The 22,560-nt window shown below is 71.7% G+C and carries 19 protein-coding genes; 7 read left to right on the forward strand and 12 right to left on the reverse strand.

Annotated elements, in window-relative coordinates:
* Positions 1-298: 298 nt before the first annotated feature.
* The gene (locus tag ABZ880_RS22885) at positions 299-1,051 is read right to left on the reverse strand and encodes a GntR family transcriptional regulator (RefSeq protein WP_361265904.1); all 753 of its coding nucleotides are present in this window, start codon (positions 1,049-1,051) and stop codon (positions 299-301) included.
* A gap of 147 nt (positions 1,052-1,198) precedes the next feature.
* The gene (locus ABZ880_RS22890; protein ID WP_361265907.1) at positions 1,199-2,401 is read right to left on the reverse strand and encodes a DUF4190 domain-containing protein; all 1,203 of its coding nucleotides are present in this window, start codon (positions 2,399-2,401) and stop codon (positions 1,199-1,201) included.
* 144 nt (positions 2,402-2,545) lie between these two features.
* On the opposite strand from ABZ880_RS22890, the gene ABZ880_RS22895 reads away from it, so the two are divergent.
* Together ABZ880_RS22895 and ABZ880_RS22900 are read left to right on the forward strand one after the other, a co-directional pair.
* The gene (locus ABZ880_RS22895) at positions 2,546-3,751 is read left to right on the forward strand and encodes a serpin family protein (RefSeq protein ID WP_361265910.1); all 1,206 of its coding nucleotides are present in this window, start codon (positions 2,546-2,548) and stop codon (positions 3,749-3,751) included.
* Positions 3,748-4,971 (forward strand): serpin family protein, encoded by a 1,224-nt coding sequence (locus tag ABZ880_RS22900; protein WP_361265913.1) that lies wholly within the window; start codon positions 3,748-3,750, stop codon positions 4,969-4,971. The genes ABZ880_RS22895 and ABZ880_RS22900 overlap by 4 nt, the downstream gene beginning before the upstream one ends.
* Here ABZ880_RS22900 and ABZ880_RS22905 read toward each other — a convergent pair.
* Positions 4,968-5,414, reverse strand: coding sequence for a MarR family transcriptional regulator (locus ABZ880_RS22905; protein WP_361265916.1), 447 nt, complete (start codon positions 5,412-5,414; stop codon positions 4,968-4,970). The genes ABZ880_RS22900 and ABZ880_RS22905 overlap by 4 nt on opposite strands.
* 127 nt (positions 5,415-5,541) lie before the next feature.
* On the opposite strand from ABZ880_RS22905, the gene ABZ880_RS22910 reads away from it, so the two are divergent.
* Complete coding sequence (locus tag ABZ880_RS22910) at positions 5,542-6,522, forward strand: superoxide dismutase (RefSeq protein ID WP_361265919.1); 981 nt, start codon at positions 5,542-5,544, stop codon at positions 6,520-6,522.
* Between the two features lie 3 nt (positions 6,523-6,525).
* Here ABZ880_RS22910 and ABZ880_RS22915 read toward each other — a convergent pair whose 3' ends face one another.
* A complete protein-coding gene (locus tag ABZ880_RS22915; RefSeq protein ID WP_361265922.1) occupies positions 6,526-8,703 on the reverse strand; it encodes an SNF2-related protein in 2,178 nt (725 codons plus the stop codon).
* A 78-nt stretch (positions 8,704-8,781) separates the two neighbouring features.
* The gene (locus ABZ880_RS22920) at positions 8,782-9,612 is read right to left on the reverse strand and encodes an oxidoreductase (protein WP_361265925.1); all 831 of its coding nucleotides are present in this window, start codon (positions 9,610-9,612) and stop codon (positions 8,782-8,784) included.
* A gap of 81 nt (positions 9,613-9,693) precedes the next feature.
* Between ABZ880_RS22920 and ABZ880_RS22925 the strand changes: the two genes are divergently transcribed.
* Entirely contained in the window at positions 9,694-10,620 is a 927-nt protein-coding gene (locus ABZ880_RS22925; protein ID WP_361265926.1) for a LysR substrate-binding domain-containing protein, read from the forward strand.
* On the opposite strand, the gene ABZ880_RS22930 is transcribed toward ABZ880_RS22925, so the two are convergent.
* Positions 10,604-12,919 carry a DUF4132 domain-containing protein gene (locus ABZ880_RS22930; RefSeq protein ID WP_361265929.1) on the reverse strand — a complete coding sequence of 772 codons (2,316 nt, stop codon included), beginning with the start codon at positions 12,917-12,919 and terminating at the stop codon, positions 10,604-10,606. The genes ABZ880_RS22925 and ABZ880_RS22930 overlap by 17 nt on opposite strands.
* A gap of 138 nt (positions 12,920-13,057) precedes the next feature.
* Here ABZ880_RS22930 and ABZ880_RS22935 point away from each other — a divergent pair, with 138 nt between their 5' ends.
* Positions 13,058-14,767 (forward strand): APC family permease, encoded by a 1,710-nt coding sequence (locus ABZ880_RS22935; RefSeq protein WP_361265932.1) that lies wholly within the window; start codon positions 13,058-13,060, stop codon positions 14,765-14,767.
* Here the strand turns inward: ABZ880_RS22935 and ABZ880_RS22940 are convergent.
* Genes ABZ880_RS22940 through ABZ880_RS22950 form a run of 3 tightly spaced genes read right to left on the reverse strand, consistent with a single transcriptional unit; the run spans position 14,748 to position 17,795 of the window.
* Positions 14,748-16,457 carry a hypothetical protein gene (locus tag ABZ880_RS22940; RefSeq protein ID WP_361265935.1) on the reverse strand — a complete coding sequence of 570 codons (1,710 nt, stop codon included), beginning with the start codon at positions 16,455-16,457 and terminating at the stop codon, positions 14,748-14,750. The genes ABZ880_RS22935 and ABZ880_RS22940 overlap by 20 nt on opposite strands.
* Positions 16,454-17,482: a hypothetical protein gene (locus tag ABZ880_RS22945; RefSeq protein ID WP_361265938.1), complete on the reverse strand. Its 1,029-nt coding sequence runs from the start codon at positions 17,480-17,482 to the stop codon at positions 16,454-16,456. Before ABZ880_RS22945 ends, ABZ880_RS22940 begins: the two co-directional genes overlap by 4 nt.
* Before the next feature lies 1 nt (position 17,483).
* On the reverse strand, positions 17,484-17,795 hold the full coding sequence (locus ABZ880_RS22950) for a hypothetical protein (RefSeq protein ID WP_361265941.1): 312 nt from the start codon (positions 17,793-17,795) through the stop codon (positions 17,484-17,486).
* 141 nt (positions 17,796-17,936) lie between these two features.
* Here ABZ880_RS22950 and ABZ880_RS22955 point away from each other — a divergent pair, with 141 nt between their 5' ends.
* Positions 17,937-18,851, forward strand: coding sequence for a squalene/phytoene synthase family protein (locus ABZ880_RS22955; RefSeq protein ID WP_361265944.1), 915 nt, complete (start codon positions 17,937-17,939; stop codon positions 18,849-18,851).
* Here the strand turns inward: ABZ880_RS22955 and ychF are convergent.
* Positions 18,841-19,929, reverse strand: a complete 1,089-nt coding sequence (ychF, locus tag ABZ880_RS22960; RefSeq protein ID WP_361265947.1) for a redox-regulated ATPase YchF — start codon at positions 19,927-19,929, stop codon at positions 18,841-18,843. The two genes, ABZ880_RS22955 and ychF, sit on opposite strands and share 11 nt — an antisense overlap.
* A 200-nt stretch (positions 19,930-20,129) precedes the next feature.
* Between ychF and ABZ880_RS22965 the strand changes: the two genes are divergently transcribed.
* Entirely contained in the window at positions 20,130-20,702 is a 573-nt protein-coding gene (locus ABZ880_RS22965; protein WP_361265950.1) for a DUF6542 domain-containing protein, read from the forward strand.
* On the opposite strand, the gene ppgK is transcribed toward ABZ880_RS22965, so the two are convergent.
* On the reverse strand, positions 20,699-21,445 hold the full coding sequence (gene ppgK / locus ABZ880_RS22970; RefSeq protein WP_361265953.1) for a polyphosphate--glucose phosphotransferase: 747 nt from the start codon (positions 21,443-21,445) through the stop codon (positions 20,699-20,701). The genes ABZ880_RS22965 and ppgK overlap by 4 nt on opposite strands.
* A gap of 29 nt (positions 21,446-21,474) precedes the next feature.
* Positions 21,475-22,485: a 4-hydroxy-3-methylbut-2-enyl diphosphate reductase gene (locus tag ABZ880_RS22975; RefSeq protein ID WP_361265956.1), complete on the reverse strand. Its 1,011-nt coding sequence runs from the start codon at positions 22,483-22,485 to the stop codon at positions 21,475-21,477.
* Positions 22,486-22,560 lie beyond the last annotated feature (75 nt).

Below are 22,560 nucleotides of genomic sequence, written 5' to 3' on the forward strand. Positions count from 1 at the left end.
TGCCGTGCCCCGCCCCATAAGGAAACCGCAATCCGCATATGCCCGAGCCTACGCCTAACCTTTACGCAGCGAATACGACTTTTCACAAAGAGGTACGCAACCGGCCAGACCGAGGGGGGCGCACGGCGTCGAACGCGCCGTGCGCGGACGTGGACGCATCCGGTCAGCGGTGTGCCGGGCGGGCCTGGGTCGACCTGCGAGAACGGCCAGATTCCACCGGCGCGCGGAGGTGTTCCGAGCGCTGGTGGGAGCGGGCGCGGCGGGGTGCTGTGAGCGGTGACCGCCGTATAGGTGTGCGCTACTTCACTGGGAGGTGGTACGCGACCCGGTAGCGGTCGGCCGGGATGACGACGTCGGCGGTCTCGACGGGGCGGCCCGAGGCGTAGAACGTGCGCTGGATGACCAGGACGACATGGCCGGGGACGCCGCCCAGGGCGAGGAGTTCCTCGGCGAGGCCGGGGCGGGCGCCGACCTCCTCCGTGACGTTGTCCACGATCACGTCGATCGCCGCCATGCGCTCGACGACGCCCATGCCGCCGAGCGGGCCCTCCTCGGGGAGCATCACGGGGGTACGGCCGGTGACCGCGAGGGGCTCCCAGGAGGTGGAGAGCATCATCGCCTCGCCGCCCTCCCGGAAGACGTACCGCGTGCACATCACGCGGTCGCCGGGCTTGACGGAGAGCCGCTCGGCGACCGAGGCGCTCGCCTCGGCCTGCTCGCTGCTGGACTCCCAGGTGCCGCGCGCCCCGCCGTCGGCCTGCTCCTGCCGGAAGGGGGTGGCCCCGCCGTCCGGGCGGAAGCCGGAGCGGGCGACGCTGCGCGGGACGGGGCGCTCGCGGACATAGGTCCCCGATCCCGAGCGGCCCTCGACCAGGCCCTCGGCCATCAGGACCTTGCGGGCCTCCAGCGCGACCGTGTCCGAGACGCCGTACTCCTCGCGGATTCTGGCCTGGGAGGGCAGACGGGTGTGCGGTGGCAGCGAGCCGTTGACGATCTTCTTGCGGAGATCACCCGCGACGCGCAGGTACGCCGGCTGCTCACCGAAAGTCACTGGCCGCTCCCATCAGGTTGTACAGACAGCAACAGCGTGGCAACCGTGGGTTGGCCCATGCAAGCAAAGGCCAGAGAATCACTCGATGTGATGACATGTGCCGCGGGAGGGCTTTACGCAGGCACTTTCTCCCCGCTATGGCGGCCGTCACACCTCAAGTTCGGAGCCGCCTGTGTCGTCGTCCCCGCCGGCGTCTCCGTACGCGCCTGCGGGAGGCGTCGTGGCCAGGCCCAGAGCCTTGCGGGCGGTGACCGCGCTGTCCGGGGTGGAGAGCTTCATGACCCGGTCGTAGTGCTCGTAGAAGGTGTCCGCGTCGGTGGCCGCTGCGGCCCGGACCCATTCCTTCCGTACGGCCTCCACGTCCTCGGCGACCTTGGTCACCGGCCTCTTCGCACCGGCCGGCCAGGGGTGGTCGCGCAGCATCCGGGCCTCCTTGGAGAGCGCGGCCGACACGCGCCCGGCCCATGCGCGGTTGCTCTTCAGGTCCTCCTCGGGGGTGTCCAGGGGCTGGCTGTCCAGGGCGGCGTTCTCGAGGTTGACGGCCTTGAGGTAGGCGATCTGCTCGGCGTCCAGCGTGCGTGAGTCGTTGCGGAGGGAGCCCTTCAGACCGGCCTTCTCGTCGATGTTGCCGAACATGCAGGTGACCTCGCGGTCGTCGAGCCGCCAGCTCCCCCGGGTCGGCGTCAGGTAGTACACGTCGACGTCCTCGGGTACGGCCCAGGCGTCCATGGCGTAGCCGTAGCGCAGCGCGAAGCACTTGCTGCCGGCCACCTCCTGCACCTTGCCGTCCCCGGGGTAGGCGGCGCCGCCCGTCATCCTGAAGGCGGCGAAGACCTCGGCGTCGTGGAGGCCGTCGCAGGGCACCTTGTCGACGTTGTAGGCCCTGCCCAGCAGGGAGCCGCCCGGGGCGTCGAAGCAGTCGCCCCTGGTGAGGGAGTAGGCGCTGCCGTGGTCCTTCGCGGCGTCCCTGAAACCGTCCCAGAAGTCGGACACGGCGCCCGTGGCCAGCACCAGCACCCACAGCGCGAGCCCCACCGACGACAACACCGACCCGGCCACCGCCATCGCCTTGCCGCGCTCGCCCTTCCTGCGGATCTGCCCCAGCGCGATCAGACCGAGAAGCAGTCCGAGGGCGGGGACGAAGCAGAGGACGCCCAGGACGAGGGAGGCTATGGCCAGCCCGTTGACGGGGGCGGGGCGGTTGTACGGGCTGTAGCCCTGGCCCCAGGGCTGGTACGGGGACGGCCCGGGAGCGGCGTAGGGGCCCTGCGGGTACGGGTACTGGCCCTGCGGATACGGTCCTTGAGGTCCCGGGGGCTGGTGGGGCCCAGGGGGCGGAGGTATGGACACAGGTACCGTGCTCCTGGTTCCGGGGGCGGGCGCGGGGCTGCGCGGAGACGTGCGGGGTCGAACGGACTGCCGTACGGGACCGACGTGCAGAGCCGGTGTACGACTGACTGGGCGCATGGTAAGCGCGAGGTGAGCGGGGGCGGAATGGGCATCTCAGATCCTGCGATCAAGGCGGTCAACGGCCTGACCGCGCGGTGGGCCGGCGCGATCCGCGGCGGCACGGTCTTCTCGGCGGCGGGCGTGTGGCCGCTGCTGGCGTTCCTGGCGGACGGGGCGGGGGGCGCCGCGCGGGCCGAGCTCGAGGAGGCCGTGGGCCTGTCTGCCGGTGAAGCGGCTTCCGCGGCGCGGGAGTTGCTGGGGGCGATGGGGCGGATGCGGGGCCTGGACTGTGCCCTCGGGCTGTGGACCAAGCGGACGCTGGAGCTGCGGGAGGCGTGGGAGGCGGGGCTGCCGGCGGGGGCGCACGGGGTGCTCACGGGGGATGCGGTGGGCGATCAGGAAGCGCTGGATGCCTGGGCGGCGAAGCGCACCGGCGGGCTCGTCGAGCGGATGCCGGTGGAGCTGCGCGAGGACACCGAGATGGTGCTGGCGAGCGCGCTGGGGATGCGTACCGACTGGCTGCGCCCGTTCCGGGAGGTGCCGCTGCGGCCGCGCTCCGGGCCGTGGGGGGACCGCACGCTGCTCGGCCTGCACCGCGAGAGCGCGCTGCTGGACCGGGTGGGCGTGGCGGACACGCGCAACGGCCCGGTCACCGAGCTGAGGGTGCTGGGCAACACCGCCATCGACGTCCATCTGCTGCTCGGCGAGGAGGACATGACGCCCGGGCAGGTGCTCGGCGCGGGCGTGGACATCCTCGCGGGCAGGTCCCCGGTGGTGCAGGGGGACCGGCTTCCCCACGGCGACGCCGGCCCCGGCCTCCGCGTCGAGAAGGAGCGTCGCACCCGGCCGCGACCGCCGACGCTCGACGTGACGACGGTGTCGTACGGCATGGCCGCGCACCACGATCTGCTGGAGCTGCACGGGCTGTTCGGGCTCACCACCGCGCAGGACACCGACCACGGCCACTTCCCCGGCATCAGCGGATTCCCGCTGGCCGTCGGGTCGGCCGAGCAGGGCGTGACGGCCGGGTTCGGCCCGCTGGGCTTCCGTGCGGCGGCGGTGACGTCCTTCGGGCTGGCCGCGGCCGGCGGGATTCCCGAGCTCCGTTTCGTGACCACCACCGTCAGGGCCCGCTTCGACCGCCCCTTCGGTTTCCTCGCCGTGCACCGGCACTCGCGGCTGGTGCTGGCGGCGGGATGGGTGACGCGGCCGGCACCGATGCCGGGCTTCGAGGAGTTCGCCGACCGATGAGCCTGACGGACGAAACCGTCCACGCCGTGGGCGCCCTTACGGCCCGCTGGGCTTCGACGGTCGACGACGGCACCGTCTTCTCGGCGGCCGGCGTCTGGCCGTTGCTCGGCTTCCTGGCCGACGGGGCGGCGGGCGCGGCGCGCGAGGAGCTGGCGGGGGCGGTGGGCATCCCTGCCGGCCAATCGGCTGCTGCCGCGCGGGAGTTGCTGGACGCGATGGGGCGGATGCGGGGCCTGGACTGTGCCCTCGGGCTGTGGACCCGGCGGACGGTCGAGCTGCGGGAGGCCTGGGAGGCCGGGCTCCCGGCGGACGCGCACGGGGTGCTCACCGGGGACGCGAAGGCCGACCGGTCGGCGCTGGACGCATGGGCGGCGAAGCGCACCGGCGGGCTCGTCGAGCGGATGCCGGTCATGCTGCGGCCGGACACGGCACTCGTGCTGGCAACGGCGCTCGCGTTGCGGACCGATTGGGAGGTGCCGTTCACGGGCGAACTCGCCGCCTGGCGGGGTCCGGTGGAGCGGGCCGAGGACTGGGCGGGCCTCACCCGCACCACCTCCGACCTGGACGACGTGTCGGTGGCCCGGGCCTGCGACGGCACGGTGACCGCCGTGAGAGTGCGGGGCACGAACGGACTGGACGTCCATCTCCTGCTCGGGGACGAGCGGATGGCGCCCGGGCGGGTCCTGTCCGCCGGAGTGGACATCCTGGCGGGTGGCCTCGCGGCCGTCCCCGGCAGTCGGCTGCCGCTCGGCGGGCCGGGCCCCGGCCTGCGGGTGAACAGGATCCGCACCCTGCGCCCTCAGGCCCCCAGTCTGGTGCTCGACACCGTGGAGTTCGCGCTCGCCGCCGACCACGATCTGATCGCGCGCCCGGAGCTGTTCGGCCTGGCCACCGCGTCCGACGGCGCGCCCGGCCACTTCCCCGGGATCAGCGCGGCACCGCTCGGCCTGCGGTCCGGGCAGCAGTCCGCCACGGCGACCTTCAGCGCCGAAGGGTTCCGCGCGGCCGCCGTGACGACGATGGAGCCGGTGTGGCTGAGCGCGCCCGAGCAGCAGCCGGAACCGGAGTACGAGACGACGGTGACCCACGCCGTCTTCGAGCGCCCCTTCGCCTTCCTCGCCGTCCACCGGGCGACACGGCTGGTCCTCGCGGCGGGCTGGGTCGCTGAACCGAAGCCCTTCCGCGAGGACGACTACGACTGGCCGGGCACAGCCCCTTAGGCCCGCCCGCGCTCCTTCTCCAGAAGTTCCACGCATCGCCCCAACAGCCCGACCAGCGCCTCGCGTTCCTCGGGTGCGAACTCGGCGGCCAGGGCGCGTTCGACGCGTACGGCGCGGGCGTCCGCGTCGGCCATGACCGTGCGGCCCTCGTCGGTGAGGCGGGTCTCCAGGACGTTCCGGTGCCATTCGTGCGGGGTGCGCTCGATGAGGGCGCGGTCCTGGAGGTTCTTCAGGACCGTGTTCATCGTCGGCGGTGTGACTCCGCACAGGCGGGCCAGGGCCGCGGCCGAGATGCCGGGGTTCTCGGAGAGGTGGAGCAGCGCGGAGTACTGCGCGACGGTCACGCCCGCCGGTTTCAGGACCGCGGCCTTGGTCGCCATGAGGGCCTGCTCGGCCAGCTTGAGGTGCGAGCCGAGGCGCTCGGAGGCGGGCATGGACGTCATCAGCGCATGGTATCGGGGCGATTCTTGATGTGCCTCCACATGGCCATTAGTGCATTGACGATGATTAGAGTTCTAACCTAGATTCGTCTACGTCATGGAATGTGAAGCCGAATCGAGAGGCACCAGCGTGTCCCGTTCGATCCACCGCCGTACCTTCCTCACCAGCAGCGCCGGCCTGGCCCTCGCCGCCGCGCTTCCGGCGACCACCGCCCGGGCGGCCGCCGCCGTCCGCATCAGCACCGCCTTCACGCTCCCCGGCGACCGCCCCTACCCCGAGGGCATCGCCCTCGACCCGTACACCGGCGACGCGTACGTCGGCTCGTACACGACCGGCGCGGTGTACCGGGCGGCGGCCGGCGGCCGTGCCGCCGAGGTCTTCCTGCCGGCCGGGGCGGACGGCCGCAACACCGCCAACGGCCTGAAGGTCGACCGCTCCCGTCGGCTGTGGGTCATCGACTCCACGGCCGGGGTGGACGTCTACGACCTGCGCACCCGCGCCCCGCTCGCCCGATTCACCGTGCCCGGCAGCGACCCGTCCTTCGTCAACGACCTGGCGATCGGGCCGGACGGCACGGCCTACCTCACCGACAGCACCCGCCCGGTGGTCTACCGCGTCACCCCGGCCGACCTCCGCCGTGCCCGCGGCGGCAGTGCGACGCTCGACGCCGCCTACGACCTGAGCGCAGTGGCCCCCGCCGACGGGCTGTTCCTCAACGGCATCGTCGTCGACCCGGCGGGGCGGCATCTGTTCGTCGTCGGGATGACCGGCGGCGGTCTGTACCGGGTGACCACCACCTCCGGGGCTGTGAGCCAAGTCACCCTGAACGGCGGCGACTTGACGCACGGCGACGGTCTGGAGCTGGCCCGCGGCACGCTGTGGGCGGCGCACAACACGAGCAACACGATCAGCCGCTGGCGGCTGTCCGGGGACGGCGCCTCGGCCCGGCTGGAACGGCGGTTCACCGACACCGCGCTGCAGATCCCGACCACCCTCGCCCGCGCCCACGGCCGACTGCTGGTGGTCCGCTCGCAGTTCGACAAGGGCGGGCCGATGGGTCCCGGGGTGCCCGAGGAGCCGTTCACCGTGGCGTGGGTGGACGGAATCTGACGGTCAGTCGACCCGCTCCGCGGCCAGTCTTCGCTGCTCCTCCTCGACGATCCGCCGCGCGATGCCGGCGTCCGTGACGTCGACCGCGTCCGGCGTGGCGTCCGCGGTGTCGCTGCGGCGGGCGTAGGCGTCGAAGAGGCGGTCCTTGTTCTCCAGGATGCGCAGCAGGCGTTCGTCGACGCTGTCCGTGGCGAGCAGGCGGTGCACCTGGACCGTGCGGGTCTGCCCCATGCGGTGGGCGCGGGCCACGGCCTGGTGTTCCAGGGTGGGTTTGACCTGTGGTTCGCAGAGGATCACCACGGACGCGGCCTGGAGGTTCAGGCCCACACCGCCGGCCTCGATCTGGGACAGCAGCACCGCGTGCCCGTCGGCGGCGGTGAAGTCGTCGACGAGCTGCTGCCGGCGGGCGGCGGGGACGGAGCCGGATATCGGTCCGAACACGTCCTCGCCCAGGGCCTGCCGGACCGTGGCGAGGACGTCGCGGAAGTACGAGAAGACGACCACCTTCAGGCCGTTGTCCGCCGCCTCCGCGACCAGCTCGCGCAGCCGCTGCAGCTTCGCGGACTTCTCCGGGTCGGCGTACGCGGCCCTGCGCATCGCCATGAAGTTCCCGGCCACGACCGCCGTGCGGTACGCGTCCTGGTCCGCGGCGCCGAGCTCCTCCCACTCGTCGACCTGCAGCAGTGCGGGCAGCTCGGTGAGCACGTCCTGCTGGTTGCGGCGCAGGTAGGCGGGCGCGACCGATCTGCGGAAGACCTGCGGGCCGGCGACGGCGTCGCTGTCGCGTATGCCGGGGAGCAGGTCCGGCTGGAGGTGGCGGACGAGGGTGCGGAACTCCTCGACGCGGTTCTCCATCGGTGTGCCGGTGAGGAAGAGGACGCGGTCGCAGGCCTTCGTCCAGGCCGCGATCGATCTGGCGCGGCGGGTGTCCGGGTTCTTCACGTAGTGCGCCTCGTCGACCACGAGCATCCCCGGCCTGGTGCCGTCCGGGCCGGGCAGGGTGTGCAGCAGGGCGAAGGTGGTCAGGGCGACGCCGCCGCGCTCGCGCCACTCGGCGTACGCGTCCTGCCGGTCCGGGCCGTGCACCGGCACCGCCCGCAGTGTGCTGCGGGAGCGGATCTCCCGGGTCCAGTTGATCAGCACGCTCGCCGGGCACACCACCAGGAAGTGGCTGTGCCCCTCGGCCGCGAGGTGGGCGAGCGCGGCGATCGCCTGGACCGTCTTGCCGAGCCCCATCTCGTCGCCGAGGACGACCCGGCGCTGGGCGAGCGCGAAACGGGCGCCGAAGGACTGGTAGCCGCGCAGCGAGACCCGGCGGTGGGTGTCGTCGAGCGGCTGCGCGTGCACCCGCTCGGCCACCTCCGACGGCAGGAAGCCCTCGGCGGCCGCCTCGTCGGTACGGTGCTCGGAGACCTCGGCGAGCTGGCTGTAGTACTCGGCGGAGCGCAGCTCGAAGTCGACCCAGGCCTCGATGTCGGAGGCCGGTGCGCGCAGCAGGTCGGTTGCGGCCTGCGTCAGCTGCAGCCGGGTGCCCTTGTCGGCCGCCTCCGCCGTCAGCGCGCGCAGCTCGGCCGTCGCCACGAGAGCCGCCTCCTTGCGGCGCCGACCGGTCAGCGCCAGGCGCAGCCGACCGGTCGCCGGGCGCGCCGCGGGCAGCAACTCGCGCAGCCGCCGGTCGAGTTGCCCGGCGGTGTCCACCGCGCGGCGCACTTCGGGCCCGGCCTCGACCAGCCGGTGCAGCGCGACGACCAGGGCGGTGGTGCGGGGTTCGGGGTTGTCGACGTCGATCCGGACCGACACCGTCTCCTCGACCGCCCGCGCGATCTGCCGCGCCGCGGCCAGCGCCTGGTCGGCGGTCTGGGCGCCGACGCCGGGGATCTGCCGCAGCTCGTGCCGGCTCGCCTCGTACACCGCGCGCACCGATGCGAACCCCGCCGCCTCCACGGCCGCCAGCCGCAGCCGCCCCTCGGTCGCGTCCTTGAGCCGGGCGACCGGGATGGACTCCAGCTCCTTGACGACCAGTTCTTCCCTGAGCGGCGCCAGCGCCGAGCGGACCGCCTCCAGGGCGCGGGCGTGATCGGCGAGTACGGTGCGCGCGGCGTCGTAGAGCCGAATGCCCTCCGCACACACCTCCCGGGCCCGCCGCCCCACCGGCGCCTGCACCTCCCCCACGTCCACCATGCCGCCCCTCACGTGCCGTCCACCCCAGTACGCCCATCTTGGCACCGGGGTCTGACAACCGGGGGCCGCAAGCGGGCGTCAGGCGTCGAAGGCCGTCGCTCGTGTGCGCTTCTCCCAGGCCGCGATCTCCGTGCGCACCTGGTCGAGCTTGCCGAGCACCGCCTCGACGCCGTCCTCGCCGAGCGGCAGGTGCAACGGGGTCTCCTCGGCCTCGAGGGCGGCGAGGATGAGGGCGGCGGCCTTGGCGGGGTCGCCGGGCTGGGTGCCGTCGCCGCCGGCGACCGCGCCGCGGGTCTCGCTCACCCTGGCGTACACGCCGCTGTCCGCGCTGACTCCGGCGCGACTCGTGTCGAACAGCGCCGTCCGGAAGGCGCCCGGCTCCACGATCAGCACCTTGATGCCGAACTCCCGCACCTCGTCCGCGAGCCCCTCCGACAGACCCTCCAGCGCGAACTTGGTTCCGCTGTACGCCGAGAAGCCCGCGAAGGACATCTGCCCGCCCATGCTGCTCATCTGCACGACGGCCCCCGAGCGCCGCTCGCGCATGTGCGGCAGCACCGCGCGCGTGAGGGCCACGGGGCCGAAGACATGCAGGTCGAACAGTTCGCGCAGTTCGGCGTCGGTGGTCTCCTCGAAGGCGCCGACGTGGGTCCGGCCCGCGTTGTTGACCAGCACGTCGATCCGCCCGTGCCGCGCCACCACGTCCCGTACGGCCGCCTCGGCGGCGGCGGTGTCCGTGACGTCCAGGCGCAGCGCCTCCACCTGGTCGGGGTGCGCGGCCACGAGGTCGTCCAGCGCCTCGGGCCGGCGGGCGGCGCCGACGACCACGTCACCGGCGGCGAGGGCCGCCTCCGCGATGGCCCGCCCGAAGCCGCTGCTCGCACCGGTGACCAGCCAGACCTTGTTCATGAGCCTCTCCGTCCCTGAGTGATTCCTCATTCAGGCTGCCGCCGCCCCCTGTCGCCCGTCCAAGACCTACGCTGATAGCCGATGGCTATGACGACGGACGTTCATGTGCGGGACCTGCGGTACTTCGTCACGGTGGCCGAGGAGCTGCACTTCACGCGCGCGGCCGAGCGGCTCTACGTGTCGCAGCCCGCGCTGAGCAAGCAGATCCGGGCGCTGGAGCGGCAGTTGGGGGTGGAGCTGTTCCGGCGGGACCGGCAGGGCGTGGAGCTGACCGGGGCGGGCGCGGCGCTGCTGCCGTACGCCCGGCGGGTGCTCGCGGCGTGGGCCGAGGGCGCGTCCGTGGTGGCGGAGGCGCGGGCGGCGCAGCGCAGCACGCTGGTCGTGGGCATGAGCACCAGCCCGGGCCGCGGCGGTCTGCTCCCGGCGATCCGCTCCCGTTTCACGGCCGGGCACCCCGAGGCCACGGTTCGCCTGCGCCAGGTGAGTTGGGAGGATCCGTCGGCGGGTCTGGCCGACGGCGACGCGGACGTGGCCTTCGTCTGGCTGCCCCTCCCCGACCAGGACCGGTACGCGTGGACCGCGGTGGCCGAGGAGCCCCGCCTGGTTGCCCTCCCCGACACCCACCCCCTCGCCGCCCGCAACGAGATCGACTTCACGGACCTCGTCGACGAACCCTTCCTCGCCCTGCCCGAGTCCGCGGGCCCGCTGCGGGACTACTGGCTCGCCCTCGACGAACGCTCCGGCCGCCCGCCCCGCATCGGCGCGGAGATCGCGAGCACGGAGGAGACGTACGAGGCACTGGTCGCCGGCCTGGGCGTGTGCCTGGTGGCCGCGGGCAACGCACCACTGGTCACGCTGGGCGGCGTGGTGACCCGCCCCGTGCGCGGCGTCAGCCCCAGCCGCTACGTCCTGGCCTGGCGCAAGGGCGACCGCAGACCGCTGGTGCGGGCGTACGCGGAGGCCTGCCGCCTGGCGACGGCGGCGGCGCCCGTCACGCGCCGCGCTTGATCTGCGTGAGGATGGACCGGTCGGTTATTCGGTCGTCGTCGGCGAGCAGGAACGCCTTGCTGAGGATCAGCGACAGCCGGTCGTCCTCGAACGGCAGGAACACCTTTCCGTCGCCCTTGCCGCGCGAGGGGACGATGCACAGATAGGAGTCGTCCGGCTCCATCAGGATGTTGGCCGATCCGAGATGGATCCTGTACGTGCGCAGCGCGCCCCGCACGACCAGGAAGCGCCCGTCGAGCGCGCACCGGTCGGCGATCTTCAGGCGCGGCAGGATGCGTTCCAGGACGTCGCGGCGGGCCACCGCGCTCTCGGTCAGCTCGGCGAAGCCGGCCCGCTCCCAGTAGGCGCGCACCGGACCTCCGTCGGTCCAGTCCGGGTCGGCGGCGACCGAGGTGACGCCGACGAAGAGGTCGACGTCACGCATCGCCTCGCTGAACACCAGCGGCGGCACGTCGGCCAGCGGCGCGTTCCGCCAGACGCCGTCCTCGCGGCGGGCGAAGCACACCCGGTCGGTCGAGGCCAGCAGCTCCTCGCCGTCCCAGTCCGCCAGGGAGTGGAAGAACCGGACCTGCCACTCCCCCGCCGCCAGGGTCCGTACGGCGTCGTCCTGCTTCCCGCCGTCCCAGGGCCCGAGCAGGTCGCTCTTCCACCCGCGGGCCCGGAACAGCGCGAACATCCGCCGGTAGTGGACCAGATGGGCAGCGAAGCGGTTGGAGTGGACGCGGGTCTCCTGCTCGGCCGGGGTGAGGAGGTAGATCTCGCGGAACGCCTGCTTGAACGGCTGCCGGATCCGCCGCTCGGTCAGTAGGTCCCGCCAGGCACGCACGGTGTCCGGGTCGGAGCGGAGCGGGTGCCAGAGCCGTACGGAGGCGTCGTCGGGCGCGTCGGGGAGTTCCTCGGTCTCGGGCAGGACCGTCCGCCATCTTCCCGGCTCGGTCTCGACCTCCCAGATCAGGCGGCGTACGACGGACCGGGCGAGCGGATGCCCGGCCAGGTCGGTGCGCCACCAGCCGTACGGGTGGGCGGCGTCGAGCGCGAAGCCGCCCTCCAACGCCCTTGCCAGGGTGCCGAGTTGGATGCCGACCCGCTTCACCAGGGCACGCAGCTCCTTGACCAGGTCGCCGTGGTCGCGGCGCACGGGCGCGGGGACGGAGCGCAGCGGGCGGCCGTCCTTCTCCCAGGTCAGTTCGGCGGCGGTGCCGTCGACGGTGACGACCGCCGCGTATCCCTCCACCTCTTTGCGCAGCACGCCGCCCTCGCCGAACCCGAGCGTCGGCATCCGCAGCGCCACATCGGTGCGTTCGGCCAGGGCCGCGTCCACATGCTTGAGCATCTTGTCGAGCTGCTTGGGCACCCCGGCGTGCCGCACGATCGTCCGCACGGTCCGGATCGCGGTGACCAGCTCGGGGGTCGGGAAGTCCTGTGCGGCGCGGACCAGTTCGTACAGAAGCGCCTGCGACGGCAGCGTCCTGGCGGCCGTCGGGGCGAGGGCGATGCCCGGCAGCAGGCGGTCGAACAGGGCCGGGAGCCACGGCTCGTCACGCAGCAGGGCGACCCGGGCGGCCTGTCCGAGCGTGGTGATCTCCCGGTCCGTGAACGCCTTGTCCGCCCGGTACGGGATCTCCCCCGCGCGGATCGCGTCGGCGCGGTCGGCCGCGGCTTCCAGCGCACGGCGGGCGAACGCGACGTAGGCGGGGTTCTCGGCGGACCTGTGCCAGGCGTCGGCGAAGGACGGCGAGGCGAACCGGTGTTCCCGGCCGATCCCGGACAACTGCGCCTGCTCGGCCGGACCGAGACCGGCGATGACGGCGATCTCGTCGGCGACGATGGGGCCGACGTCCTCGCAGAGCCGCTCCACGACCGCCCGCAGCGTCCCCCCGCCCGCGAGCCCGGCGACCGCCAGCAGTGCGTACGGCTGGCGTACCGCGTCCTTCGCCAGACGGAACTCCACCAGGGCGCGCGCCGGTTCGGACACGTCGGGCAGCGGGCCGGTGCAGTGTTCCAGCGCGTCCACACCCACCGTGAGGTCCACCCAGCCGCGCTCCTCGCTGCGCTCGACGAGCACCTCGAACATCCGGCGGCACGCGTCGGGCGTGAAGCGCGGCCGGCGCTCCTTGGCCGCGCCCTCGATCGCGAAGGCCAGCATCGTCAGCGCGTGCGGCGCCGAGGAGGGCACGCCGTAGGCCTCCGGAAGGAGGGTGCCGAGCTCCTCGTCGGAGAGCCGGGGCAGCTCGGCGTACGGGACCTCGATCCGGCAGTCCGGATCGGTCAGCGCGCGCATCAGCCTGTCGTAGAGCATGAGTTGGATGATGGCAGCCGGCACTGACAATGCCGTCCCGCCCACCCCACTGGCATGTACACACATGATCCGCACCGCTGTACCCTGTCGCCACTGTGCGTGAGGAGCCGCCGACGCTACACGGGGGTACAAAGGCGGATGGTCCAGACATTGCAGCACCACAGCACCGGGCCGGGGGAGTTCGAGGACGAGGACGAGCAGCGGCGGCTGTCGGTGTTTCACCTCGTCGGTCTGGCGGCCGGCGGTGTGATCGGCTCGGGCTGGATCCTGGGCGCGGACGAGGCGTTCCGCACGGCCGGTTCCGACGCCTATCTGGCCTGGCTGTTCGGCGGTCTGCTCATGCTGCTGATCGCCGCGGTCATGGTCGAACTGGGCACCGCGGCGCCCAAGACCGGCGGCCTGGTCTTCCTGCCGCTGCAGAGCAGCGGCGCGCTGGTGGCGACGGTGGTCGCGGCCGGTCTGTGGATCTTCTACGCCATCAATCTGGCCAGCGAGGCCGTGGCTATGACGAAGGGGGTCGCCCAATGGGTCGGCGGACTCCTGGACCGCTCGGCCACGCTGACGCCCAAGGGCTGGTGCTACGCGCTGACGTTCATGGCGGTGATCGCCGCCGTGAACCTGATCGCCCCGCGGATCTTCTTCCGGATCAACTCCTGGCTGACGGTGCTGAAGATCGTCATCCCCGTCCTGGCCGTCGTGCTGCTGATCGCGGCCGGCTTCGGCCACGACGGTGCTCCGGCCGGCGGCCACACCCGCGGGATGGGCGCCGACGCGGCACTGACCGCGGTGGTCGGCAGTGGCGTGATCTATGCCTATGTGGGCTTCCAGGGCCCGCTGGACCTCGCCGGGAACATCAAACGACGCGGCATCGGGGAGGCGGCGCGGCTGCGGCGGGCGGTGTTCGGGACGATCGTCGGCTCCATGGTCCTGTACATCTCGCTCCAGGTCGTCTTCACCCGGTACGCCGCCACCTGGAGCCCGAGCGTCGACGAGTCGTCGCCGTACGCCCACTTCGCGAGGATCGCCTCGCTGATGTGGCTCGGCTGGCTGCTCAGGATCGCCGCCGTGGTCTCGCCCATGGGCGCGGGGCTCGTCTTCGCGCACGCGGTCACGCGCGAGGTCGCGGCGCTCAGCCGGGCCCATCTCACCCACCGCGGGCTGCAGACCGCACGCAAGGCGACGCTGAACCGGCGCTACGACGTCTACTGGCTGGTGCTGCTGGTCGACTTCTTCATCGCGGGGACCGTACTGGTGGCGGTCGGCGGCAGATGGGACACCCTGGTCGAGATCACCGGGGTCCTGACGCTGGTCGTCTACGCCGTCCCGGGCGTGGTCCTCGTGTCCCTGCGCCCCTATCTGACCGGCTGCTCCCGCCGTCGGCGGGGCGTCCACGAGGTCCTGGCGCGGGCGAGTTTCGCCCTGATAGCGCTGATCCTCTACGGAGCGGGCTGGGCGCCGTTGTGGCGGGGCATGCTGACGCTCACGGTGGGCTGCGTCCTGCTGCTGTTCCTGCCGATCCTGGCCCGCTGGCTGCCCGCCTTCGGCCGCATCTACGACGCCAAGGTGCACGTCACGCTGTTCCGCGACTGGCGCACCAGTCCCGCGGCGCAGGCGGCGCTCTGGCTGATCGGCCATTTCGCGGTACTGACGCTGCTCACGCTGCTGGGCAACTCCTCGGTCGGCATGGACGACAAGAAGCTCCTCGGCGGCCTGGCCGTCCTCACGGCGCTCGTGTCCTTCGAGGGACTGGTCGCCGCGTCCCGAAGACACATGACCGAAGTGGCCCCCATGCTGCCGGCTCCGGGCGCGGGGCCGGCCGCCCCGGAGGCTAGCGCAGCGAGCGGATGACCTCCTTGGCCTCCGCCTCGAAGCCGCCGGCGCGCAGTTCTCCGACCGCCGCCTCGCGGCGGTGGGCGTCGGACCAGCGGCCCACCGTGGCTCGCAGCAGGAAACGCCGGTCGTCCTCCGCCATCGTGCAGGCACAGAGGCGTTCGACGACGACCGCCACCTCCTCGGGGGCGATCCGCTGCTCGTTCTCCAGGCACCGTTCGAGCAGGTCCCAGCCGTCCCGGTCCAGACCCTCGTCGTACAGCCGGGCCGCGATCTCCGCGATGACCGTGCCCGAACCCGCGGGCGGCCGCACGGAGTCCGGGGGATCCGCCAGTTCCTTGCAGGCCAGGTAGACCGCCTCGGCCCGGCCGGTGCCGCGCAGCCCGGTGACGTAGTCGACGAACAGACCGGCGTCGGCGCCCTGTTCGAGGACGCGTACGGCGAGCCGCTGGGCGATGGTCTGCGCGGCGCGGTTGCGGTCCCGCGTCCCCTCGATCCTGCCGAGCAGGGCGACCAGGTCGGCGCCGGAGCGGCCGTCGGTGTGCACCGCGGCGGCGATGCGCAGCAGCCGTCTGCACTCGGGCGCGGCGTTGACGTTGCCCAACACCGTGTGCAGGCGGTCGAGTTCCCTGGGCGAGCGCGGTCCGGCGTCCCCTTTGGCGACGATGTCGGCGAGCAGGTCCTTGGTCGTCCTGGTGAGGGCCTGGGACTCGTGCCAGGCTCTGACGATCTCGGCCAGTTCCTCCAAGTTTTCGCGCAGTGCGGCGTGTTGACGTACATGTACGCACTTCTCGGCGAGCGGCGACTTCGTCAGCTCATCGCAGATCTCCACGATGTCGTAGTGCTTGCGCCGTCTGCCGACGTGTTCCACGAGGGTGTCGCGGCCGTCCGTCCCGCTGGCGATCAGCTGGGCGACGATCCGTCTCGTGTCGTGCACGTGGTCCTCGAGCCGCAGCTGTGCGTCGATCCACTCCTCCAGGATCCGCTCGGAGGGGCTGAGCTGGTGGAGCGCTCCGGCGAGATCCTGGAACTCCCTCGGGACGGTGTCCGACGCCACCGCCGAACCGTTCTCGGTGATGGAGAACAGGGTCTGGCGCAGCAGCTCGGCCGCCTCCTCGGCGCAACTCTCGTCGCGCAGCGCGATGTAGAGCAGGGCCTTGTCGAGGTTGGTCCGCCCGGAACTCGGCGTGGTGAACATGCGCACCGTCCGGTCCACCATCTCGCGCCTGCCCACCCGTCGGCACTCGCGGATGAACACGGCGACGTCGAGGACGGTCCGCTGGCAGGCGATGTCGTGGATGATGCCGTCGGTCAGCCGGAGGGGCCTCGCGTCGCTCTCCTGCTCGGCATCCCATTGTTTGATCGCGAGCTCCGCGGCCTGCAGGATGTTCCGGCTGAGCGCCGCGGTGGCCAGCATGTTGATGGCGTCCCGGTCGTCGAACTGCCGGGCGGAGACGATGAGTTCGTCGATGGAGCGCTTGAGGGCGAAGGCGTGCAGCGCCCGGATCGCGGTGGCGGGCCGCGGGTCGCTGACCCCGGGTGTGCCCTCCCGTATGGCCTCCACGCGTCGCTTGAAGATCTGCACCGAGCAGGTGGTCACCCACTCGTAGCCGACGCTCCACGCTCCCCCGCTCTCGGCTTCGCTCGAGCGGGAGGGGCCCCCACCGTCCCCGCCCTCGGAGCCTGTGGCCTCCTGGCCCTCTCTCATACGCGCAGTGCCTTCTCCACCTGGTTCCAGTAGCGGGCGAAGGCGTGGGGCGAGCTGAACGTCCGGTTGGCCCGGGCGTCTATGTGCCGCGCGAGGTGCCGGCCGGCCTCGTCCGGCCTGGCGCTGAGGAGTGCGACGACGTCACCGGTTTTCCGTTCGTCCTTGAGCAGTTCGTCGAGACGGGAATCCCGGTCCAGCATCAGCGTCCTGACCCACTCCTCGGGAGCCACCGGCAGCAGCGGGATCTGGTCCCGCCTCGTGGGCTCCATCCGGTTGGTGAACAGCGGTGTGCCGTCCCGGGCGTCGTTCAGCGACATGCGCGGCACCTGGTGGCGGGCCCCGGTGCAGCGCTCCATCTCCGCCTTCACCGCCTCGCGCAGCAGGCCGATGGTGAGCTGGTGGTTGTAGTCCTTCGTGCCGTCCTGGAGTATGCGCAGCAGGTGCCCGCTGAACGGCGTGCACTTCGCGAGGTCCGCGGGCAGGGCCGAACAGCCGTCGGCGGACGCGAAGTTCGCGTTCTTCACGGCGGTGAAGACGCAGGTTCCCTCGTCCAGCTCGCCCAGCACTCCGGGCAGCAGCGGTTCCTCGCCCAGCTGGGGCAGCAGGTTGGAGTAGCAGCAGTCGGCGATCAGGACCTTCAGCCTCGCCCGGGCCTTGCGCATGACGCGGTAGACATACCAACTGGACAGCCACGTCCAGGGTTCGTCCCGGTGGGAGGCGCCCACGGAGAAGTGGACCTGGGCGCCGGGCAGGTCGCTCCAGTACTGGCCGTGGCCGACGTAGACCACGAGGAGTATGTCGTCCGGACCGGTCTCGTCCGCGGCCTGCTGCAAGGCCCGCATGACGCCGTCGGCCGTCTGCACCTCGTCCTCGCCGAGGACCCGGCAGGAGTCGGTCCCCCACATCCCGTCGCCGGCCAGGATCTCGCCGTACATGCGGGCGCTCTCGCCGATCGACGGGTGACTGTCGATCCCGGAGTTCTCGGCGTACCGCGCCGGCCCGATCACCACCGCCCGGAACGCCATGTCAGTCACCCCGCTCGGGGTCGGGCACGGCTTCGGTGTCGACCGTCGCCTCCGGCGGCTCCAGGCGCTCCCGGCGCCAGCGCTCCACGACCCGCTTCACCGCGTCCACCGTGGCCTCGAGGGTCATCTCGGCCGCCTTCACGGCCACTGCCACGAGGATGACCTCGACGACGCCGCCGGAAAGAACCCTGCCCTCGTCGACCGGCTCCGGGTGCCACGTCAGTCCGGTCTCCGCCTCGAGCTCGGCGAGCATACGGTCGGGATCGTCCAGTCCGATCATCCCTTTGACGGACACCGAGATCCTCGTAGCCATGCAAAGCCTCCCCGTGCCGCCAACGCCCGTACAAGCGTACCCATTTGGGCAAGCCCCGTCCGGAGGACCGAGACAGGGCGTGACATAACATCAACTTCCTTCTCACTCGGCCACTCACTCCGAAGGCGGACGGTCACAAAGGTGAACACGTGGAGGCGGAGCCTGAACGCGGCCGGGATCCGGGAACCGGAACTGCGCAGGGACTACAGCAACGGGCGGCGGCTGGTGGCGCGGTTCCGTCGCAGTTCCTACCTGGCGGCCCGTCTGCTGCTGCCGCCGTCGGTGCTGCCGCACGTGGTGGCCGCGACGGCCGTGATGCACCACGGGGACAACCTGCTGGACACCGGCCCGAAGCCGCAGCGGATCGCGGCGTGGGCGTCCTGGGAGCGGCAGCTGCGCAAGGCACTGGAGACGGGGGTGGCCGACGACCCGCTGATCCGCGCGTTGCTGCACACCGTCGCCGCGTATCCACGGCTCCGGCAGGCGGTGGAGGAGTATCTGTCCACCGCCGCCGCCGAGTTGGAGTTCACCGGCTTCGACTCCGAGGCCGACTACCAGGCCTACATCGACGCCTACTCACTGCCCGGCTTCATGCTGCTCGCCGTACTGCTGGGTCCGGAGGAGGACGACGACGGCCGGTACCGGGCGATGTGCCGGACGCTCATCGACGGCAGCCAGCGGCTGGACTTCGTCAACGATCTCGCCGAGGACACCGCGGAAGGGTGGCCGGGCATTCCGGCCGGCACGCTGGCGCGTTTCTCGGTCACGGCGGCCGACCTCACTCCGGGGCAGGACCCGCCGGGTCTGCGCCCGTTGGTGGAACACGAGATCACGGCGGCCCGGACCGCCCTGGAGGCGGCCCGCGACCTGTCCGCCGGGGCCCCGGCCCCCGGCCGGGTACTGCTGAACGCCTTCGTCGAGATCGAGCTGCTGACCGCCGACGCGGCACTGGCACGCGGAGCAGCACTGCTGCACGGCTCCGCGAGCCCTCCCCTGTCGGGCACGCTGAGGGTCCTGCGCGAGGCGCGCAGGGCCGCCAGGCGCGCTAGACGTTGAAGCGGAACTCCACCACGTCCCCGTCCTGCATCACATACTCCTTGCCCTCCATCCGCGCCTTCCCCTTCGCGCGGGCCTCGGCCACCGAGCCGGTCTCCACCAGGTCGTGGAAGGAGATGACCTCCGCCTTGATGAAGCCCTTCTGGAAGTCGGTGTGGATGACACCGGCGGCCTCGGGGGCGGTGGCGCCCTTCTTGATGGTCCAGGCGCGGGATTCCTTCGGGCCGGCCGTGAGGTACGTCTGCAGGCCGAGGGTGTTGAAGCCGACGCGGGCGAGGGTGGCGAGGCCGGGCTCCTCGGCGCCGACCGACTCCAGGAGCTCCAGGGCGTCCTCCTCGTCGAGCTCGGCGAGGTCCGCCTCGAGCTTGGCGTTGAGGAAGATCGCCTCGGCGGGGGCGACCAGGGCGCGCTGCTCGTTCTTGAAGTCGTCGTCGACCAGCTCGTCCTCGTCGACGTTGAAGACGTAGAGGAAGGGCTTCGTCGTCAGCAGGTGCAGGTCGTGGAGGAGCTCGGCGCGCTCGCTGCCCTGGACGATGCCCTGCGAGAAGAGGGTGTCGCCCTTGTCCAGGATCTCCTTGGCCTCCTCGACGGCCTTGACCTTGGGCGCGATGTCCTTCTTGATGCGCGACTCCTTCTGGAGACGCGGCAGGACCTTCTCGATGGTCTGGATGTCGGCGAGGATCAGCTCGGTGTTGATCGTCTCGATGTCGTCCTTCGGCGAGACCTTGCCGTCGACGTGCACGACGTTCTCGTCCTTGAAGGCGCGGATGACCTGGCAGATCGCGTCGGACTCACGGATGTTCGCGAGGAACTTGTTGCCCAGGCCCTCGCCCTCGGAGGCGCCGCGCACGATGCCCGCGATGTCGACGAAGTCCACCGTCGCCGGGAGGATGCGCTGCGAGGAGAAGATTTCGGCCAGTTTCGTCAGACGCGCGTCCGGGACGCCCACAACGCCGACGTTCGGCTCGATCGTGGCGAACGGGTAGTTGGCCGCGAGCACGTCGTTCTTGGTCAGGGCGTTGAACAGGGTCGACTTGCCGACATTCGGCAGACCGACGATTCCGATCGTGAGCGACACGTTGCGACTTCCCGTACGTGAGAGGACTTCAGGGGGCTGGGGCGGTGGGCCCGGTCCTTCTTCGGTGCGCGGGCGGGCCGATCCACCAGTCTACGGCGTGCCGGTCCCCGCCCCGGCGCCCCGTCGAACACATGGCCAAGGTCTGCCCGTCGGCGTGTCAGACGGGCGATTCGGCACATTAACCGACCTAAGTTGGTCCAGTGGAGCAACACAGGGCGCGACCCCCGCACAACGGACCGCGACGCGGCACAGCTCCGCTGCCCCCACAGGCGGCGCGCGGCGGCAGCGGTGGTGCGCGGCCTGCCGGACGCCGTCCGCCCGCCCGTCCCACGCCTCCACGACAGCCCGGCCCGCCCCTGCTCCAGGCCCTGCGCCGACTGCCCAACCCGCGGCTGACCGGGCTGGGCGGCGGCCTGTTCTGCGGGACCGCGATGTTCGCCCTGGGCTGCCTCGACCAGCTGCTGTTCGGGGCGTCTCTGACGCTGTACGGCGTGCTGTTCCTGCCGGTGTGCCTGCTCACGGCGGTGTGGGTGCGGGGCAGCGATCTGGTGACCGCTCCTGTCGTCGTCCCCATCGCCTTCACGGCGGGCCTGCTCCCCGTAGCCGACAGCGGCGGCGGACTGCTGGGCCGCATGATGGGCCTGGTGACGGCGCTGGCCACGCAGGCCGGGTGGCTGTACGGCGGAACGCTGGTCGCCGGTGTGACCGCGACCGCCCGGAAGGTCGCCCTGATGCGCCAGCGCGTGGCCCGCCGCCGCCCGCCCGCTTCCTAGCCCTTCTCCACCGCCCGCATCGCCGCGCCCACGATGCCCGCGTTGTTCTGCAGCTGCGCCGGGACGAGCTCCGCCTTGACGCCCTCGATGAGGTGCAGGAACTTCTGGGACTTGCGGCTGACGCCGCCGCCGATGATGAAGAGGTCGGGGGAGAACAGCATCTCGACATGCTCCAGGTACTTCTGGACGCGGTGCGCCCAGTGCTCCCAGTTCAGCTCGCCGTCCTCCTTGGCCTTGCTGGAGGCGCGCTTCTCCGCGTCGTGCCCGTGCAGCTCCAGGTGGCCCAGCTCGGTGTTGGGCACGAGGACGCCGTCGACGAACACGGCGCTGCCGATGCCGGTGCCGAAGGTCAGCAGGATGACCGTGCCCCGGCGGTCCTTGCCGGCGCCGAAGTGCATCTCGGCGACGCCCGCCGCGTCCGCGTCGTTGACCACCGTCACCGGCAGGTCGCCGAGGCGCTCGCTGAACAACGCGCGCGCGTCCGTGTCGATCCAGCTCTTGTCGACGTTGGCCGCCGTACGGATGTGGGACCCGTCGGTGACCACGCCCGGGAAGGTGAGTCCGACCGGGCCCGTCCAGCCGAAGTGGTCGATCACCTGCTTCACGCCGTCGGCCACGCCGTCGGGCGTCGCCGGGTGCGGGGTGAGCACCTTGAAGCGCTCCTCCGCGAGGTCGCCCCTGTCGAGGTCCACAGGGGCGCCCTTGATCCCGGACCCGCCGATGTCCACACCGAAGATCTGCATGGCTCTACGTTACGACGTACGACTGACAGTCACTCGGCCGAGGTGCCCGTACGCTCGGCGATCAGCGCCGCAGCCTCGTCGCGCAGGTCGCGGCGCAGCTCCTTGGGCAGCGAGAACGTGATCGACTCCTCGGCCGCCTTGACGATCTCGACGTCCTCGAAGCCGTGCTGCGCGAGCCGCTCCAGGACCTGCTCGACCAGGACCTCCGGAACGGAGGCACCGGAGGTGACACCCACCGTCGTCACGCCCTCCAGCCAGGCCTCGTCGATCTCGTCGGCGAAGTCCACGAGGTAGGCCTCGCGGGAGCCGGCGAGCTTGGCGACCTCGACGAGCCGCTTGGAGTTGGAGGAGTTGCGCGAGCCGACCACGATGACGAGCTCGGCCTCGGCGCCCATCTGCTTCACGGCGAGCTGGCGGTTCTGCGTGGCGTAGCAGATGTCGTCGCTCGGCGGGGAGATGAGCTGCGGGAACTTCTCCTTCAGGGCGTCGACGGTCTCCATGGTCTCGTCGACGGAGAGCGTGGTCTGGGAGAGCCAGACGACCTTCGACTCGTCGCGGACCTCGACCTTGGCGACGTCTTCCGGCCCGTCGACGAGCGTGATGTGGTCGGGGGCCTCGCCGGAGGTGCCGATGACCTCCTCGTGGCCCTCGTGCCCGATCAGGAGGATGTCGTAGTCCTCGCCCGCGAAGCGGACGGCTTCCTTGTGGACCTTGGTGACGAGCGGGCAGGTGGCGTCGATGGTGGCCAGCTTGCCGCGCGCGGCCTCCTCGTGGACGACGGGGGCCACGCCGTGCGCGGAGAACATCACGATGTTCCCCTCGGGGACCTCCTCCGTGCGCTCGACGAAGATGGCGCCCTTCTTCTCCAGGGTCTGCACGACGTACTTGTTGTGCACGATCTCGTGCCGGACATAGATCGGAGCCCCGTACTGCTCCAGGGCTTTCTCGACGGCGATCACGGCGCGGTCCACACCCGCGCAGTAGCCCCGGGGGGCGGCGAGCAGGACACGGCGGCCAGGCGAAGCAGTCATGCGATCCATCGTAAGGCCGCGCCCCCGGGGTCGAAGATCGCGCCCTCGGGGAGACCGGCCGGCGGAGCGGGAGGGGTGGGCAGG

It is taken from the genome of Streptomyces sp. NPDC047043 (assembly GCF_040644055.1).
Classification (GTDB): Bacteria; Actinomycetota; Actinomycetes; order Streptomycetales; family Streptomycetaceae; genus Streptomyces.

Coding starts and splice junctions, on each gene's coding strand:
- ABZ880_RS22895 (WP_361265910.1), top strand. CDS start 2,546: ATGGGCATCTCAGATCCTGCGATCAAGGCGGTCAACGGCCTGACCGCG.
- ABZ880_RS22915 (WP_361265922.1), bottom strand. CDS start 8,703: ATGGTGGACGTGGGGGAGGTGCAGGCGCCGGTGGGGCGGCGGGCCCGG.
- ABZ880_RS22930 (WP_361265929.1), bottom strand. CDS start 12,919: ATGCTCTACGACAGGCTGATGCGCGCGCTGACCGATCCGGACTGCCGG.
- ABZ880_RS22950 (WP_361265941.1), bottom strand. CDS start 17,795: ATGGCTACGAGGATCTCGGTGTCCGTCAAAGGGATGATCGGACTGGAC.
- ABZ880_RS22925 (WP_361265926.1), top strand. CDS start 9,694: ATGGCTATGACGACGGACGTTCATGTGCGGGACCTGCGGTACTTCGTC.
- ABZ880_RS22905 (WP_361265916.1), bottom strand. CDS start 5,414: ATGACGTCCATGCCCGCCTCCGAGCGCCTCGGCTCGCACCTCAAGCTG.
- ABZ880_RS22945 (WP_361265938.1), bottom strand. CDS start 17,482: ATGGCGTTCCGGGCGGTGGTGATCGGGCCGGCGCGGTACGCCGAGAAC.
- ABZ880_RS22935 (WP_361265932.1), top strand. CDS start 13,058: ATGGTCCAGACATTGCAGCACCACAGCACCGGGCCGGGGGAGTTCGAG.
- ABZ880_RS22920 (WP_361265925.1), bottom strand. CDS start 9,612: ATGAACAAGGTCTGGCTGGTCACCGGTGCGAGCAGCGGCTTCGGGCGG.
- ABZ880_RS22900 (WP_361265913.1), top strand. CDS start 3,748: ATGAGCCTGACGGACGAAACCGTCCACGCCGTGGGCGCCCTTACGGCC.
- ABZ880_RS22940 (WP_361265935.1), bottom strand. CDS start 16,457: ATGAGAGAGGGCCAGGAGGCCACAGGCTCCGAGGGCGGGGACGGTGGG.
- ABZ880_RS22975 (WP_361265956.1), bottom strand. CDS start 22,485: ATGGATCGCATGACTGCTTCGCCTGGCCGCCGTGTCCTGCTCGCCGCC.
- ppgK (WP_361265953.1), bottom strand. CDS start 21,445: ATGCAGATCTTCGGTGTGGACATCGGCGGGTCCGGGATCAAGGGCGCC.